This is a genomic window from Mucilaginibacter sp., assembly GCF_025362475.1.
In the GTDB taxonomy this organism is placed as follows: domain Bacteria; phylum Bacteroidota; class Bacteroidia; order Sphingobacteriales; family Sphingobacteriaceae; genus Mucilaginibacter.
In genome coordinates, this window is record NZ_JANYGH010000067.1 from 159,833 (window position 1) to 176,150 (window position 16,318).

The following is a 16,318-nucleotide window of genomic DNA, read 5'->3' on the forward strand; positions in this document are numbered from 1 at the left end:
CGGGGGGGCCTCCTATGTATCTATCTTAGCGTATTTAGCATTACGCTCAATAAACTCGCGGCGAGGGGCAACTTCATCCCCCATTAGCATACTGAAGGTATGATCGCACTCGGCAGCGTTTTCAATAGTAGCACGTTTTAGCGTACGGGTGGCGGGGTTCATGGTGGTATCCCAAAGTTGGATATCATTCATCTCGCCCAAACCTTTGTAACGTTGTATGTGAACACTATCTTCTTTACCGGCACCTTTTAAGCGCTGCACGGCAGCATCACGCTGAACATCGTTCCAGCAGTATTCAAACTCTTTACCTTTTTTAACCTGGTATAGTGGCGGCGAAGCAATGTATACATAGCCGGCTTCTACCAATTCCTTCATATAACGGAAGAAGAACGTCAAGATCAACGTTGTAATGTGCGATCCATCCACGTCAGCATCCGTCATGATGATGATTTTATGGTAACGCAGTTTGGTGATATTAAGCGCCTTATCATCCTCTGGTGTACCCCGGCTTACGCCCAGACCAGTGAACATGTTCTTTATCTCCTCGTTTTCGTAAATTTTGTGCTCCATGGCCTTCTCTACGTTCAGGATTTTACCACGTAAAGGTAAAATAGCCTGGTATTCGCGGTCGCGGCCCTGTTTGGCGGTACCACCCGCCGAGTCACCCTCTACCAGGTATAGCTCGCAAAGTGATGGATCGTTATTGGCACAATCGGATAATTTACCCGGTAAGCCAGATCCTGTCATTACACTTTTACGTTGAACCAATTCGCGTGCCTTACGGGCAGCAGCGCGGGCAGTTGCAGCAAGTATTACCTTATTAACAATCAGCCTGGCTTCTTTCGGATTCTCTTCCAGGAAATTACCTAAAATTTCACCTACTGCCATATCTACAGCCCCCATAACCTCGTTGTTACCCAACTTGGTTTTAGTTTGCCCTTCAAACTGAGGCTCCTGAACTTTTACCGAAATTACAGCGGTTAACCCCTCACGGAAGTCATCACCGGTAATTTCCATTTTCAAGTTTTTCAACAAGCCCGATTTATCAGCATAAGCCTTTAAAGTACGGGTTAAACCACGACGAAAACCTGCAACGTGTGTACCACCTTCAATAGTATTGATGTTATTAACGTACGAGAAAACATTCTCGGAGTAAGTATCATTATACTGAAAGGAAAGCTCTACCGGGATACCATTTTTAATACCATCAAGATATATAGGTTCCGGGATGATAGATGTACGTGTACCATCCAAAAATTTAACAAACTCACGTAAACCACCCTGTGAGTAAAACTCTTCTGTTGGGAAAGAGCCATCTTCATTAGGTATCCGCTCGTCGGTTAACGTTAAGCGGATACCTTTATTTAAAAATGAAAGCTCGCGTAAACGACCGGCAAGTGTATCATATTTGTATTCGGTGGTAAGACTAAAAATGGTAGCATCCGGTTTAAAGATGATCGTTGTACCTCTTTTATCTGTTTCGCCGATAGTTTTAACATCAAACAAAGGCTTTCCTTCTGAGTACTCCTGCGTCCAAATTTTACCTTCACGGTAAACCAATGCTGTAAGGTGGATAGATAATGCGTTAACGCAACTAACACCTACACCATGTAAACCGCCCGATACCTTATAAGTATCCTTATCAAATTTACCACCGGCGTGCAGTACGGTCATTACTACCTCTAAAGCCGATTTTTGTTCCTTAGTGTGCATCGCGGTTGGAATACCACGACCATTATCTTCAACTCTTATCGAGTTATCTTTTAATATAAAAACCTTAATTGTGTCGCAGTGGCCGGCAAGAGCTTCGTCAATAGAGTTATCAACTACCTCATATACTAAATGGTGCAAACCTTTAACGCCTGTATCACCAATGTACATGGACGGACGCTTACGTACCGCCTCTAAACCTTCTAATACCTGTATATTATCTGCTGAATAATTGGATTTGTCCTGATTTTCTTCGCTCATATTTATTTAGTACAACAACCTTCAAAAGTACGAAAATTAGCTGGCATTAACGAATAATTGTGGATAAAAAGCGAGGGGATAAGTAAGATGTGCCGATTACAGATTTCAGATGTGCAGATGCTTTTTTATCGTTGGAAACGAAATCATTCGGGTTTTTTAAATTCTTAATCAAATAGATTCAGGAAAATAATCTACACATCGGCGCGCTTCATCTGCACATCTGAAATCTGTAATCTGCACATCCGGAAATCTGCACATCAAATTAGGATACTTGCAATGAAAGATTATCTTTGTCAAACTTTTTTAATATTTTACTGAGCATAATGAAAACAACGGCTTCAATTTTAACAAAATTTACATTCGGAATATTAATTGCAGGGAGCATAGCCGCCTGTAATCAAAATAAAACTGCCGATAAACCGGCTGCTGCCACTTCTGCTGTAGGCGACAGTAAAGAAACCATCGTTTATATCAACTCTGATACTTTATTAAGTAAATATGAGTATACCAAGGATATGAACAAACGCCTGGAAGAAAAAGGAAAAGCTTCACAAAGCGATTTGCAGGCAAAAGGCCAGGCTTTTCAGCGTGAAGTTGCTGATTACCAAAAAAGTGCAGCTACTTTACCAGCAGATCAGCGCCAGGCAACTGAGCAACGTTTACAACGCAAGCAACAGGAATTACAAGGCTACCAGCAAAATGCCACTGCTGAATTCCAGAATGTACAGGCAACAGAAAACTCTAAACAATACGATAAGATTGCTGATTTCACCAAGGCTTATGCCAAAGAAAAAGGCTATAAATTAGTGTTACTATTTTCGAAAGCAAGCCCGGTTGTACTATATGGCGATCCATCATTAGATGTTACCAGCGATGTAGTAAAAAAACTGAACGAAGCTTACACTAAAGAGAAAAAATAATATTGCAGATGTGCAGATTTCAAATGTGCGGATATACAGATTGAAATTTTGCTAATTTTAAAATTCTGATTCAGACAGAAAAAAACCTCAACTTCGGTTGAGGTTTTTTAATTTAGTACCATATGGAAAACAAGGCGCACGAAAAATTTATGCGGATAGCTATCGAGCTATCAGAATACAATGTAAATCAAGGTATGGGGGGCCCCTTTGGTGCCGTTATTGTAAAAGATGGCATGATCCTGGCCCGTAGCGCTAACCGTGTAGTGCCTACCAATGACCCCACTGCACATGCCGAAATTTCGGTGATTCGCCTGGCTTGCCAGGAGCTTGGTACCTATAACTTGTCGGGCTGCGAAATTTATACCAGCTGCGAACCCTGCCCTATGTGCCTGGGCGCTATTTACTGGGCGCGTATTGATAAAGTTTACTATGCCAATACCAAAGCAGATGCAGCCACCATTGGCTTTGATGACCATGCCATTTATGATGAGCTGGAAAGCCCTATGGCTAAGCGTAAGATTCCCTTTGTACAGCTATTGCGTGATGAGGCCCTTCCAGCTTTTAAACTTTGGGAAATTGCCGAAAATAAAAACATTTACTAACCTTAACAAAGGCTAACAATTTAATTGCCATGCTGGTATTTAAATACGTAATGCAATACCTTGCGGTACAATTCATCGGGTAAAAAGGGTTTCACCATCACATCATTAAACCCGGTTTGCCTTATCTCCTCTTCTATCTCCGTTGGAAGATGGGCCGTGAAGGCTATAATAGGTATGGTAATGCCAATGGCACGCATTTTACTGGTGGCTTCATAACCATCCATTACCGGCATATGTAAATCCATTAGTATCAGCTTATGCCGGCCTGCATCAAGCGTATCCAATGCTTCCTGCCCGTTCGCAGCAACATCAATAATTGCCCCCCAACGCTTTAAGTAGGTTTGAGCAACCAATAAATTAATAGGATTATCATCAACCAGCAAAATGGCTATGCCACTAAGCAGATTATCAGCTTCTTGCGGACGAACATCGGCGCTTACCTCATTAAGCGTATTAGTGCTTTTTTCAAACGTTTGTTCAAAATAAAATATAGCGCCCTCCCCTTCATCACTTACCAATCTAAGTGATGAGTTTTGAAGTTCAAGAATCCGTTTAGTGATGGCCAGTCCCAAACCGGTACCTCCAAAACTCCTGGATACCGATGAATCTGCCTGCGTAAATCTTTCAAATATCAGTTTCTGTTTGGCTTTGGGAATACCAATCCCTGTGTCTTTCACTTCCATTCTCAGCATTATACTAACAGGGGTTTCCTCAATAACATCAACACCTACCAGCACACCACCATTTGATGTAAATTTTATGGCATTGTGTACCAGGTTAGTTAACACCTGTGTAAGCCTTGTTGGGTCGCCCAAAAGCTTGTATTTTAACGCTTCATCTATATGTAATTTAAGGTATATTCCCTTATCCTGGGCGGCAAACTGCAAGCCGGTAACTACATTCCTGGCTATAGCAGCCACATCCATCTCAATATGCTCAAAGGATACTTTACCGGCGTCAATTTTATTATAATCAAGTACATCGTTTACAATTGACAGTAAATTATTTGCAGAAAAAAGCATCACATTTAAATGCTCTTCCTGGTCTTTACGGGGAGTGTTTTTCAACAATAAATGGCTCATCCCTATAACAGCATTAAGCGGCGTACGAATTTCGTGGCTCATTGTACTCAAAAATTCACTTTTTGCTATAAGCCCCTGCTCTGCCTGTTCATGCGCCTTTTTCAATACAAAAGAAACCCGGTGCGATAATACCAGCGATTGTAAAAAGAAAAAGCTAACATATCCGCAGAAACTCAACAACTGCAAAGGCGGTATCATTCCCCAGTAATGAAACAATGAAATGGCAAAAACCGACATGAGGGCAACGGTACTTATCAATGCATACAACGAGCCGGGCTGTTTATTACGCCAGGCATCCAGGTACACATAAGGCACATACACCAGGCAAAAAAGCGTCACCATTAAAAAAGGATTTACCAATTTGGTAAAATATATGGGAGGCAGAAAGAGTGAAGCGGCCGCAAAAGAGAAACATACTACAATAATGCTATTAACAATGCGCTTGTTAACATTTGCGGGATATAAGGCTAAAGTATATAAGCCAAATATGCCTATGCCCGCAAATAAACTTATATACTCTAATCGGGTGGTTACGTACCAGCTGATGTTGGGCAAAAGTGTATTTAGTTCATAATTATCAGTGCCTATGATCCGATAACTATAAATGATGCAGTATAACGAAAAAAGCATAATTGCTTTGTCCCTGCTTCCAAAAAGATACAGACCGAGAAAGAAAAAACCGCCCATGAGCAGGCAACCTGTAAGCACCATGTCAATGCTTGTAATGCGCAGCCGTTTTAGTTCAACGGTATCTTTATACCCAATAAATATTTGTTTACTTATCCCTCCTTTACTGTGCGCAAAATTGGATATCTGTAAGGTAATTTTAATAGTATCAGTATGGGCTGGTAATTCAACTGCATGAAACTCCCAATGGGGGATAAAACCATGCTCACTTGTGCTCACTTCTCCATTTACAGCAGCCAGCCTATTATTTATATACAAACGGTACGCCGAGTAAACATCGGGCATGGCAAGGCTTAGTGGCTTGTTGGTTTTAGGCAATAGCACGGTAAGATGATAGGTTGCATAACCAAAAGCGGGCAAGACTTTACCTTTTAGCTTATATCCCACCCAGGTAAATGGAAAATCCACCAATATGCCTCTGTTAATATTGATTTTTTGCGGGGGAATTAATTGCTGCCAAAAAAAGGCCCAATTGCCATTTAACGGAATTTCGCTGTTTAAAGATTGTTGCCGAAGATCTATCTGCGCATTTAATGCAACAGGCCGCCTATCAACAGGCAATGCGCAGCCAAAGCCGATACAAATGTTTAATAAAAGCAGTACTATAAAAAAATGCTTTTTAATTTTCATTACTCATTAAAACAATTGTAAATGGCCGGAGTGGATTAGTACCTCAAATATTTTCAGTTGATAAATATAAGAGATTTAAAAAAACACCCATGCAACAGCCGGGCATTTAATTGCAGGCAGGCGCTTAAGATTAAGCAGAGATACCTGCCCTGCTGCCTATTTCCTATTTTAACATTAAATAAGGTTAATCCTCTTCGTCCTCTTTACCCTCAAAAAAATTATCCTTCAGGTCATCAATTTCCCTTCTGTCTAATTTAGTTGGGCGGCCTGTACCACGATCGCGTTTAAGGATAGGGGCCTGGAACATGGATTTAAATGCCGGGGTTTGCTCAACAGGGGTAATATCCATGTAGTAGTCAACAGCTTTTTTAGCATCTACCCTACTTTCGAGCAGACCAGTTACTCTGATTATTTTACGATCCGGACCTTTTGATACCTGGTAAGTATCGCCAATTTTCACTTCGTAGGATGCTTTAATATTCTTGCTATCCAGTTTTACACGCCCGGCCTTACAGGCATCGGAGGCCAGGGTACGGGTTTTAAAAAGCCTTATAGCCCATAGGTACTTATCTATTCTTAATTTTTCTTTTTCGGGCATTGTTTAATTAATTCTTAGCCATTAGCTCTGTTTAATCCTGCTTACGTTATAATAAGTTATAACCGCAATCAGCACGGCACAAAACTAATCAATATCCTAAAAATTAGCGTTGCTGGTTTAACCAGTCCTGAAGGTCTTTTTTTATAAATTTGTGGTAAAGGTATTCTGCATATCCAACACTAACATAGTCTGGAAATTTCCAGGTAGGATAATAGCGCTTTTTAATGTATTTCAAAATGCTGAAAAATATAATCCCAAAAATCAGCAGGGATGATATCGCCAGTAAAACAATGCAGAAAATGGCCATAGAATTCATAATCAAAGAGGGGATTAGGTTGTGATAATTTAAATGATCTGTAAAACAATTATAAGATATTTTTTTATATTATATAACCTATATTACTAAAAACCAATACAATCAGATTAAAAGAAGTTATCGTTATTATAATAATTCAGCACGTTTGTAACCGTAATCAATTATAACATATTTAGATTGCCGTTACAGAGAAAACTAACGAACACCAAATTGCCGGGCTTTTACTAAAACACATTCACCTAAATTCAATCAATTCTCCCTAAAATTCCTTTAATTTGCCAAAAGTTAATTTCGCCAATGCAAGATCTTAAAAAACTTATTGAAGACGCCTGGGAAGACAGGAATCTGCTAAATTATAATGACTATACCAATGCCATTGAAGCGGTTATTGAACGTTTAGACAAAGGCCAAATCCGCGTAGCCGAACTGATTGGAACACGCTGGCATGTAAACGAGTGGATAAAAAAAGCTGTGATACTATATTTCCCTACCCGCAGTATGGAAGAAATAAAGGTTGGCCCTTTTGTTTTTCATGATAAAATGAAACTAAAAACCGACTATAAAGCAAACGGCGTTCGCGTAGTACCTCATGGTATTGCACGTTATGGCGCTTACCTTGCTAAAGGTGTTATCATGATGCCATCATATGTAAACATAGGCGCTTATGTTGATGAAGGCACTATGGTTGATACCTGGGCTACTGTAGGTTCATGCGCGCAAATTGGCAAACATGTGCATTTAAGCGGTGGTGTTGGCATCGGCGGTGTACTTGAGCCATTGCAGGCTGCCCCTGTTATTATTGAAGATAATTGCTTTATTGGTTCAAGGGCTATTGTTGTAGAAGGCGTACACGTTGAACACGAAGCCGTATTAGGCGCAAATGTGGTTTTAACCGCATCAACAAAAATTATTGATGTTACACACTCAACACCAATTGAGTATAAAGGCCGCGTACCGGCACGCTCTGTAGTTATACCGGGATCATATACCAAAAAATTTGCCGCCGGCGAATACCAGGTTCCATGTGCTTTGATTATTGGTACCCGCAAGGAATCAACCGATAAAAAAACATCGCTGAACGATGCGCTGCGTGAAAATAACGTAGCGGTTTAAGTTAGATTTGAGATGGGAGATACGAGATTTGAGACTATATTTTTATAGTTAATCAATCTTATATCTCCCATCCAATATCTTATATCTTAACATATGAAAATAGGATACGATGCCAAGCGGGCTTTTTTTAATAATACGGGCTTGGGCAACTACAGTCGTTGGCTTGTTAAGGCTATGGCTTGCTTTCATCCCGAGAACTCCTATTTTTTATATACACCCAAAAACAAACCAAACAGCCGACTTAGTTTTTTGGGCGATCATAGCAACGTTTACACAATAACCCCTAAGAGTAAATTCTTCACCTCCTTATGGCGTAGCAAAGGTATTGTGAACGATTTGAAGCGCGATGGTATTGAATTATATCATGGCCTTAGCCATGAACTACCTTCTGGTATCGGGCAAAGTGGCATCCCCTCTGTTGTTACAATTCATGATCTCATCTTCATCCGTTTTCCAAAACAGTTTGGATGGTTTAATTGCCAAATTTACCTGGCCAAAATAAAACACGCCTGCAAGGTTGCCAACAAAATCATCGCTATAAGTAAAAAAACAAAAAGCGATTTGATGGAGTTATTAAATATCGAGGCAGATAAAATTGAAGTAATTTACCAGGGATGTGATCTGGCTTTTGGTATTGCACAAACTCCAGAACAAAAAGCCGCAGTACAATCAAAATATAGCCTGCCCGCTAAATTCCTGCTTAGCGTGGGTACTATAGAGGAAAGAAAGAACTTACTATTAATTGCAAAAGCGTTAAAAAATATTCAAAACGATATCCCTTTAGTGGTAATTGGTAAAACAACAAAATACACGGAGCAGGTTAACGCGTATTTAGCTGCCAACAATTTAACCAACAGGGTTATCTTTTTAAAAGATGTTACCTTTGATGAACTGCCGGCTATTTATCAATTGGCGTCGATATTTATTTATCCTTCCCGATATGAAGGCTTTGGTATTCCTATATTGGAGGCCCTAAATTCAGGAACGCCTGTTATAGCAGCAACAGGCTCATGCCTTGAAGAAGCGGGGGGACCAGATAGTATTTACATCCACCCGGATGATGCAACGGCACTGGCAGAAAAAGTAAACCTTATTTTTGCTGATGATAAATTAAGGCAAGCTATGATAATCAAAGGACTTGAATACGCTGCTAATTTTTATGATGATATACTGGCCCTGCAATTGCAGCAGCTATACCAAAACACATTGAACCATGCTTAGAGATGAAGTTGCCAACGCTTTTAAAGTACTACAAGAAGGCGGTATTATACTGTACCCTACAGATACGATATGGGGAATAGGCTGCGATGCCACCAATGCCGAAGCTATAAAAAAGATATTTCGCCTTAAACAGCGCGATGAGGCTAAAAGCATGGTGATCCTGATTGATACCGAAAACAAACTGGAAAGCTATGTGCAGGAAGTAAACCCTTTGGCTTATGACTTAATTGAATATGCCGAAAACCCTTTAACCCTGGTAATGCCGGGTGCTAAAAATGTTTCACCTTCAATAATAGCTGCTGATGGCAGTATAGCTATACGGGTTACAAGTCACCAGTTTTGCCAGCAGCTTATACAGCGCTTGCGCAAACCCTTGGTATCTACATCGGCCAATATCAGCGGCAAACCCTCGCCCCAATACTTTTCACAAATTGACCAGGAGATTATAGATGGGGTTGATTATGTGGTTGACATAGATCAGCATAGTAAGGAAATCAAAACCCCGTCAACCATTATGAAGCTTGCTCCCGATGGTCGTTTTGAGTTTATCAGAAGGTAGACTTAAAGTTTGAAAATAACGGCAGAAAGTCTTGTTTCGGGAGTTCAGATTATAGATTTAGGATTTAGAAATTGGAGTTTGGAATTTAACCTTACCTTTGCACTTTGCTTCAAAGCCTAAAATTTAGAATTTAGAACTTAGAATTTAGAGTTTCTATGAAACAACATCTGCAGCATTCTGTATTTTCTGTTATATCCAAACTTGCTGCACAACATCATGTACAGGTGTATGCCATTGGTGGCTTTGTACGCGATATTTTCTTAAGCCGACCTTCAAAAGATATTGACATTGTAATTATTGGCAATGGTATTGAATTTGCCGAGGCAGTGGGCGCCAAACTCAAAGTAAAGGTTGCCATTTATAAAAACTTTGGTACCGCATCACTCAAATACAAGGACCTGGAAATTGAATTTGTTGGTGCGCGTAAAGAATCATATCGCCGGGATTCCCGCAAGCCCATTGTAGAGAACGGAACCCTGGAAGACGACCAAAAACGCCGTGATTTTACTATTAACGCGCTGGCCCTCTCTCTCAATCCAGAAACATTTGGCGAGCTTCTTGATCCCTTCAACGGCTTAGCCGACCTGGAACATAAACTGATCAGGACGCCCCTTAATCCTGCTGAGACTTTTTCTGACGATCCCCTGCGCATGATGCGGGCTATCAGGTTTGCTTCACAGCTTAATTTCAGGATTGATGATATTGCTGTGGCGGCTATTAAAAACAACGTCGATCGGATCAGCATCATATCACAGGAACGTGTAACCGACGAGTTGAATAAAATCATCCTCTCGCCTGTTCCATCAATCGGTTTTAACTATTTGTTTGATACAGGCTTGCTGCATAAAATCTTTCCGCAGATGACCGCTCTTTACGGAGTTGATTATATTGACGGCAAAGGTCATAAAGATAATTTTTACCATACGCTGCAGGTACTAGATAACATTTGCACCACCACTACCGACCTTTGGTTACGCTGGGCTGCCATTTTGCATGACATTGCCAAACCCGCAACCAAGCGCTTTGAACCCGGTCACGGATGGACATTCCATGGGCATGAAGATCGGGGAGCGCGCATGGTGCCTAAAATATTTGCACAGTTAAAACTGCCGCTAAACGAAAAAATGAAACAGGTGCAAAAACTCGTTCAGCTGCATTTGCGTCCTATTGTATTATCACAATCCATCGTAACAGACTCAGCTGTACGCAGATTACTTTTTGAAGCCGGTGATGACATTGAAGGACTAATGTTGTTGTGTAAAGCAGACATCACCACAAAAAATGAATATAAGGTAAAAAAATATCGTAACAATTTTGAGCTTGTTCAACAAAAATTAAAAGATGTTGAGGAGCGCGATAGCATAAGAAACTGGCAGCCACCGGTTACCGGGGTAGATATTATGCAGCTTTTTGGTATAAAAGAAGGCCGTGAAGTAGGAATTATCAAAAACCAGATCCGCGAAGCCATTTTAGAAGGCGAGATTCCTAACGAACGTGAGGCTGCCATTAATTACACAATTGCCAAAGGCTTAGAAATTGGCTTAAAAGTTGTGGCAAGTTCAAATTAAATTAAAACACTATTTTTGTCCCCATTTTAAAAATTTACTAAAACAATGGCACTATACAGGTTCAGGGTTACTTTCGAAGATTATGATGACGTGATGAGAGAGATTGATGTGAAATCGAATCAAACTTTCGAAGATTTACACCGCGCAATACACCAGTCAACCGGTTATAATCCCGAATTTTCTTCATCGTTTTATATCAGCAATGATCAATGGACCAAAGGTGAAGAAATAACCTATTTGCCTAATCAAAAAAGAAAAGATCGTGGCATATCGCTGATGAGCAATGTAAAACTATTAAGCTTTATTGACGATCCGCACCAGAAATTTTATTACACGTTCAATTTTGATCGCCCGTTTGATTTTCACGTAGAACTGATGAAGATCATTCTTAATGATACACCGGGCACCACATATCCGGCTGTAATTAAATCTGTTGGTGAAGCACCAAAACAGTTTGGCAATGTATTCACCCCTACGGCTACAGCTGCGCCTGATGAAGATTTCGACTTTTTAAACGAGATGGCATTCAATCCCGAAGATGCAGAAGACTTCTCTGAAGTTACAGATGTTGAAACAGACCTACCCGAAGAAAAGGCCGAAGAGGAAGAAGATGATGAATTCGGCAATGAATTCTCTGATGATGAAGGCTTCGAGGATGACGATAAACCACACCGCGGTGGTGATGATTATTAATATAAGTTATAAAGATACTTATACCTGTCATTGCGAGTTAAAAATCCAGTGAATACTGAAAGCGCAACGACGCGTTAAAGCTATGTCATCCTGAACGTAGTGAAGAATCTGTTATTCGCCCTGTAAAGTCTGCGAATAGATCCTTCACTACGTTCAGGATGACAATTTTTTTTTGCAAATGCTTTATTACAAGTAATGAATTTTTATTTCACTGAATAATATCCTCATGCCTCAACCCACTCCTAAAAACCTCATAGTAGTTGCTGGCCCTACAGCTGTGGGTAAAACAGCTGCCGCTATTGAATTGGCAAAGCATTATAATACTGTTGTAGTATCGGCCGATTCGAGGCAGTTTTTTAGGGAGATGAGTATTGGTACCGCAAAACCCAATGCAGCAGAACTGGCCCAGGTTAAGCATTATTTTATTGATTCACATTCCATAAATGAGCCTTTCTCTGTTGGCGACTTTGAAAAACAGGGCCTTGCTTTGCTTGACGAACTTTTTAAAATACATGACCATGTTATTTTGGCAGGTGGCTCGGGGCTTTATATCAAAGCAATTTGCGAGGGCTTTGACGATCTGCCAACTGCCGATCCAAACACAAGGGAAAAGCTGAACCAGGAACTGGAGGAAAAAGGGTTAACCCACTTGCAGGAAAAATTAAAAGCTGTTGATCCCGTTTATTACGCCGAGGTTGACCTAAGTAATCCACAACGAATCATAAGGGCATTGGAAGTTTTTGAAAGCTCGGGCAAACCCATATCCTTTTACAGGCAATCCACAGTTAATAAGCGCCCATTCAATATTATAAAACTGGCTTTAAATCTCCCGCGCGAAATACTGTACCAACGCATTAATGATCGTGTAAACATCATGATGCAGCAGGGTTTATTGGCAGAAGTAACCGCCTTGATGCCTTATCGTGATTTAAACGCATTAAACACCGTAGGATATTCCGAGATCTTTGATTATTTTGATGGCAAGCTTACCCTTCAAAAAGCTATTGAAATGATTCAGCAAAATACCCGGCGTTTTGCCAAAAGACAGCTCACCTGGTTTAGAAAAGATACGTCATTTATTTGGTTTGATGCCGGCAACCCGGATGTTATTGCTCAAATGATAACTCAAATTAATGCATGATACTGAGAATCAATATTCAGTTTCCATCAATGTATTAAACTTAAAATCCATTTAATCACCGCAACATTAGCATAAAATTGCTAATATTGCAGTTTGATTGCTAAACACTACTATTTAGGTGGATTTAGCGGAGTTTTAAATTAGCATGCACAAATATTATCTTACTCATCTGCAGGAATTAGAATCAGAAGCCATTTACGTAATAAGGGAAGTGGTTGCCCAGTTTGATCGTCCTGCTATACTGTTCTCGGGCGGTAAAGACTCTATCGTGGTTACCCACCTGGCCCAAAAAGCCTTCTGGCCGGCCAAAATACCTATGCCCCTTATCCACATAGATACCGGGCATAATTTCCCGGAGACCATGGAGTTTCGGGATAAACTGGTTGAAAAACTTGGAGTGCAGCTAATCGTCGGCTCGGTACAGGAAGCTATCAATAAAGGCCGTGCGGTTGAAGAAAGTGGTATTAATGCAAGCAGAAATGAGTTGCAGATAGTATCCTTATTAGATACCATCGAACATCATAAAATTGATGCTGCTATTGGTGGCGCCCGTCGCGATGAAGAAAAAGCCCGTTCAAAAGAACGTTTCTTTTCGCACCGTGATGAGTTTGGCCAGTGGGATCCTAAAAATCAGCGTCCCGAATTGTGGAACATCTTTAATGGCCGCAAACGTATGGGCGAGCATTTCAGGGTGTTTCCGATAAGTAATTGGACCGAAATGGATATCTGGAACTACATACTGCAGGAGAATATAGATATCCCTTCCTTATACTTCGCACATAACCGTAATGCTGTTTACCGCGATGGCACCTGGTTACCAGCTTCGGAATTTTTGTCACTGCGTGAGGGCGAATCTGTGGAGAATAAACTAATGCGTTTCCGTACGTTAGGTGATATTACCATTACCGGCGGTATTGAATCTGACGCGGATACCCTGGAAAAAATTGTAGCCGAAGTATCAGCCACCCGCAGTACCGAGCGTGGTAACCGCAGCGATGATAAGCGCTCAGATACCTCTATGGAAGACAGAAAAAAACAGGGTTATTTTTAAATTAGTCAATTAGCTTTTTAGCTTAAATATAACGTGGGATACCTACAGGAACCACACATTGAATTATGGAACTATTACGTTTTACAACAGCCGGCAGCGTAGATGACGGAAAGAGCACACTCATAGGACGATTACTTTACGACTCCAAATCCATTTTTGAGGACCAGATGGAAGCCGTAAAACAATCGAGCGAAAGAAAAGGATTACAGCATATCGATCTTTCATTGCTCACCGATGGTCTGCGATCTGAAAGGGAACAAGGCATTACTATTGATGTAGCCTACCGTTACTTTGCTACACCAAAACGTAAATTTATCATAGCCGATACTCCAGGGCACATTCAATACACCCGTAATATGGTTACCGGTGCATCAACCGCCAATTTAGCGCTGGTGCTGATAGATGCCCGCAAAGGCGTGGTTGAACAAACCTGCAGGCACTCCTTTATCGCTTCGTTATTAAAAACTCCTCATATCATCGTCTGCATTAATAAAATGGACCTGGTTGATTACTCGGAAGATGCATACAACAAAGTTGTTGAACAATACGAAGCTTTTGCTGCCAAAATAGATGTTACAGATATTCGTTTTGTACCTATCAGCGCGCTTGATGGTGATAATGTGGTAAATGATTCTGTAAATATGCCTTGGTACAAAGGCGAAAGCTTGTTGCACACGCTGGAAACCATTCACATTGGCAGCGATGAAAACCATTCCGATGCACGTTTCCCTGTGCAAACCGTGATCCGCCCGCATGCAGATGAGTATCATGATTACAGGGGATATGCCGGCCGCATAGCCGGTGGCATTTTTAAACCCGGCGACAAAATAACTGTTCTGCCTTCGGGTTTAACGTCGGCTATTAAATCTATTGATACGTTTTCAGGCCCTGTTGAAGAAGCCTTTGCCCCTATGTCGGTATCTATCACCCTTGAGGATGATATTGATGTAAGCCGTGGCGATATGATAATAAAGCACGATAGTGAGCCACATGTAAGCCAGGATATTGAGGTTATGCTATGCTGGATGGGCACCCGTGGCCCACGCCCCGGTGCTAAATATCACCTTAAAAACACCACGCGCGAAGTAATGGCCATTATAAAAGAGGTATATTACAAATTAGATATCAACACAATGGAAAAGCTGGAAAATGCCGGCGATATCAAAATGAACGAAATGGCCCGTGTACGCCTGCGTACCACTCAGCCTCTTGTTTTTGATGAGTATCGCAAAAACCGCATCACAGGATCATTGATATTGGTTGATGAAGCGACTAATGAAACGGTTGCCGCGGGAACCATATTGGTGTAGCCCCCCAGCCCCCTAAATGGGGAGCGTTTTGATTTGCATAAGTACTAAAAAAGACCGATTCGAAAAGAACCGGTCTTTTTTGTATAAATACAAGCCTCGTTTAATGGTAGCGGGCCTGTCTTTTATGTAAGTTAAAGCAAGTGGTTGATCAATTCAATAAACCACTCACTCAATCAACCATTCACTTACCTAAATGTACTTTGTTCCAAACTTACTCTTCACATCGGCTACAACCTGTTTAACGCTTTGCTCCTGGTCTCTCGGGCAAATAAGCAGGGTGTTATTTGATTCCACCACGATAAAGTCATGCAGGCCCCGAAGGATTACCAGCTTTTCGCCGGGTACGTTGACCATGCAGTTGGATGAATCATACATGATCACCTTATCTGACGGGATAACGGCATTGCCCACGTAATCCTTTTCGGCCAGGTCATAAATAGATGCCCAGGTGCCCAGGTCGCTCCAGCCAAATTCCGATGGCAGTACGTATACGTTGCCGGCTTTCTCCATCACCCCGTAATCTATCGAAATATTGGTGCAATGCTGGTAAGCTTTGTCTATATGCGTTTTTTCTTTATCCGTATTATAGTAAGGTTTGGCAGAGGTAAATATCTCGTGCATCTCGGGTAAATACGTATCAAATGCTTTTACGATGGCTTTTGCCGACCATACAAAGATGCCCGCGTTCCACAAAAAGTCGCCGCTTTGGATAAAGGTTTTGGCTATCTCCAGCGTAGGTTTCTCGGTAAAGGTTTTAACCTTATGAAAATCTTCGCTAATGGTATTTTCGGTATACTGAATATATCCATAACCGGTATCCGGCCTGGTAGGCTTGATGCCCAGGGTTACCAGGCAA

The 16,318-nt window shown here is 41.1% G+C and carries 14 protein-coding genes; 10 read left to right on the forward strand and 4 right to left on the reverse strand.

From position 1 onward, the window contains the following. Window positions 1-12: 12 nt before the first annotated feature. Window positions 13-1,971 (reverse strand): DNA topoisomerase (ATP-hydrolyzing) subunit B, encoded by a 1,959-nt coding sequence (gene gyrB / locus Q0R88_RS23930; RefSeq protein ID WP_295720948.1) that lies wholly within the window; start codon window positions 1,969-1,971, stop codon window positions 13-15. A 323-nt stretch (window positions 1,972-2,294) separates the two neighbouring features. On the opposite strand from gyrB, the gene Q0R88_RS23935 reads away from it, so the two are divergent. After that, entirely contained in the window at window positions 2,295-2,891 is a 597-nt protein-coding gene (locus tag Q0R88_RS23935; RefSeq protein ID WP_295720949.1) for an OmpH family outer membrane protein, read from the forward strand. A gap of 122 nt (window positions 2,892-3,013) precedes the next feature. Further along, on the forward strand, window positions 3,014-3,493 hold the full coding sequence (locus tag Q0R88_RS23940; RefSeq protein WP_295720950.1) for a nucleoside deaminase: 480 nt from the start codon (window positions 3,014-3,016) through the stop codon (window positions 3,491-3,493). A 20-nt stretch (window positions 3,494-3,513) separates the two neighbouring features. Here Q0R88_RS23940 and Q0R88_RS23945 read toward each other — a convergent pair whose 3' ends face one another. Together Q0R88_RS23945 and Q0R88_RS23950 are read right to left on the reverse strand one after the other, a co-directional pair. After that, window positions 3,514-5,892 carry an ATP-binding protein gene (locus Q0R88_RS23945; RefSeq protein ID WP_295720951.1) on the reverse strand — a complete coding sequence of 793 codons (2,379 nt, stop codon included), beginning with the start codon at window positions 5,890-5,892 and terminating at the stop codon, window positions 3,514-3,516. A 184-nt stretch (window positions 5,893-6,076) separates the two neighbouring features. Beyond that, window positions 6,077-6,490 carry an RNA-binding S4 domain-containing protein gene (locus Q0R88_RS23950; RefSeq protein ID WP_295720952.1) on the reverse strand — a complete coding sequence of 138 codons (414 nt, stop codon included), beginning with the start codon at window positions 6,488-6,490 and terminating at the stop codon, window positions 6,077-6,079. Window positions 6,491-7,103: 613 nt separating this feature from the next. Here Q0R88_RS23950 and Q0R88_RS23955 point away from each other — a divergent pair. The 8 genes from Q0R88_RS23955 (at window position 7,104) to Q0R88_RS23990 (ending at window position 15,462) form a co-directional block, all read left to right on the forward strand. Further along, on the forward strand, window positions 7,104-7,919 hold the full coding sequence (locus Q0R88_RS23955; protein WP_295720953.1) for a 2,3,4,5-tetrahydropyridine-2,6-dicarboxylate N-succinyltransferase: 816 nt from the start codon (window positions 7,104-7,106) through the stop codon (window positions 7,917-7,919). A gap of 93 nt (window positions 7,920-8,012) precedes the next feature. Further along, window positions 8,013-9,140, forward strand: coding sequence for a glycosyltransferase family 1 protein (locus Q0R88_RS23960; RefSeq protein ID WP_295720954.1), 1,128 nt, complete (start codon window positions 8,013-8,015; stop codon window positions 9,138-9,140). After that, window positions 9,133-9,699 carry an L-threonylcarbamoyladenylate synthase gene (locus tag Q0R88_RS23965; protein ID WP_295720955.1) on the forward strand — a complete coding sequence of 189 codons (567 nt, stop codon included), beginning with the start codon at window positions 9,133-9,135 and terminating at the stop codon, window positions 9,697-9,699. The genes Q0R88_RS23960 and Q0R88_RS23965 overlap by 8 nt, the downstream gene beginning before the upstream one ends. 155 nt (window positions 9,700-9,854) lie before the next feature. Then, complete coding sequence (locus tag Q0R88_RS23970; RefSeq protein WP_295720956.1) at window positions 9,855-11,267, forward strand: HD domain-containing protein; 1,413 nt, start codon at window positions 9,855-9,857, stop codon at window positions 11,265-11,267. 45 nt (window positions 11,268-11,312) lie between these two features. Continuing rightward, the gene (locus Q0R88_RS23975; RefSeq protein ID WP_295720957.1) at window positions 11,313-11,960 is read left to right on the forward strand and encodes a hypothetical protein; all 648 of its coding nucleotides are present in this window, start codon (window positions 11,313-11,315) and stop codon (window positions 11,958-11,960) included. A 226-nt stretch (window positions 11,961-12,186) separates the two neighbouring features. Then, window positions 12,187-13,101 (forward strand): tRNA (adenosine(37)-N6)-dimethylallyltransferase MiaA, encoded by a 915-nt coding sequence (miaA, locus tag Q0R88_RS23980; RefSeq protein WP_295720958.1) that lies wholly within the window; start codon window positions 12,187-12,189, stop codon window positions 13,099-13,101. 145 nt (window positions 13,102-13,246) lie between these two features. Continuing rightward, window positions 13,247-14,152, forward strand: coding sequence for a sulfate adenylyltransferase subunit CysD (gene cysD, locus Q0R88_RS23985; protein ID WP_295720959.1), 906 nt, complete (start codon window positions 13,247-13,249; stop codon window positions 14,150-14,152). Between the two features lie 65 nt (window positions 14,153-14,217). Further along, window positions 14,218-15,462 carry a GTP-binding protein gene (locus Q0R88_RS23990; RefSeq protein ID WP_295720960.1) on the forward strand — a complete coding sequence of 415 codons (1,245 nt, stop codon included), beginning with the start codon at window positions 14,218-14,220 and terminating at the stop codon, window positions 15,460-15,462. 189 nt (window positions 15,463-15,651) lie between these two features. On the opposite strand, the gene Q0R88_RS23995 is transcribed toward Q0R88_RS23990, so the two are convergent. Next, window positions 15,652-16,318: sugar phosphate nucleotidyltransferase (locus Q0R88_RS23995; RefSeq protein WP_295720961.1), on the reverse strand; the 667-nt coding region annotated here is incomplete at its 5' end.

Coding starts and splice junctions, on each gene's coding strand:
- gyrB (WP_295720948.1), bottom strand. CDS start 1,971: ATGAGCGAAGAAAATCAGGACAAATCCAATTATTCAGCAGATAATATA.
- Q0R88_RS23935 (WP_295720949.1), top strand. CDS start 2,295: ATGAAAACAACGGCTTCAATTTTAACAAAATTTACATTCGGAATATTA.
- Q0R88_RS23940 (WP_295720950.1), top strand. CDS start 3,014: ATGGAAAACAAGGCGCACGAAAAATTTATGCGGATAGCTATCGAGCTA.
- Q0R88_RS23945 (WP_295720951.1), bottom strand. CDS start 5,892: ATGAAAATTAAAAAGCATTTTTTTATAGTACTGCTTTTATTAAACATT.
- Q0R88_RS23950 (WP_295720952.1), bottom strand. CDS start 6,490: ATGCCCGAAAAAGAAAAATTAAGAATAGATAAGTACCTATGGGCTATA.
- Q0R88_RS23955 (WP_295720953.1), top strand. CDS start 7,104: ATGCAAGATCTTAAAAAACTTATTGAAGACGCCTGGGAAGACAGGAAT.
- Q0R88_RS23960 (WP_295720954.1), top strand. CDS start 8,013: ATGAAAATAGGATACGATGCCAAGCGGGCTTTTTTTAATAATACGGGC.
- Q0R88_RS23965 (WP_295720955.1), top strand. CDS start 9,133: ATGCTTAGAGATGAAGTTGCCAACGCTTTTAAAGTACTACAAGAAGGC.
- Q0R88_RS23970 (WP_295720956.1), top strand. CDS start 9,855: ATGAAACAACATCTGCAGCATTCTGTATTTTCTGTTATATCCAAACTT.
- Q0R88_RS23975 (WP_295720957.1), top strand. CDS start 11,313: ATGGCACTATACAGGTTCAGGGTTACTTTCGAAGATTATGATGACGTG.
- miaA (WP_295720958.1), top strand. CDS start 12,187: ATGCCTCAACCCACTCCTAAAAACCTCATAGTAGTTGCTGGCCCTACA.
- cysD (WP_295720959.1), top strand. CDS start 13,247: ATGCACAAATATTATCTTACTCATCTGCAGGAATTAGAATCAGAAGCC.
- Q0R88_RS23990 (WP_295720960.1), top strand. CDS start 14,218: ATGGAACTATTACGTTTTACAACAGCCGGCAGCGTAGATGACGGAAAG.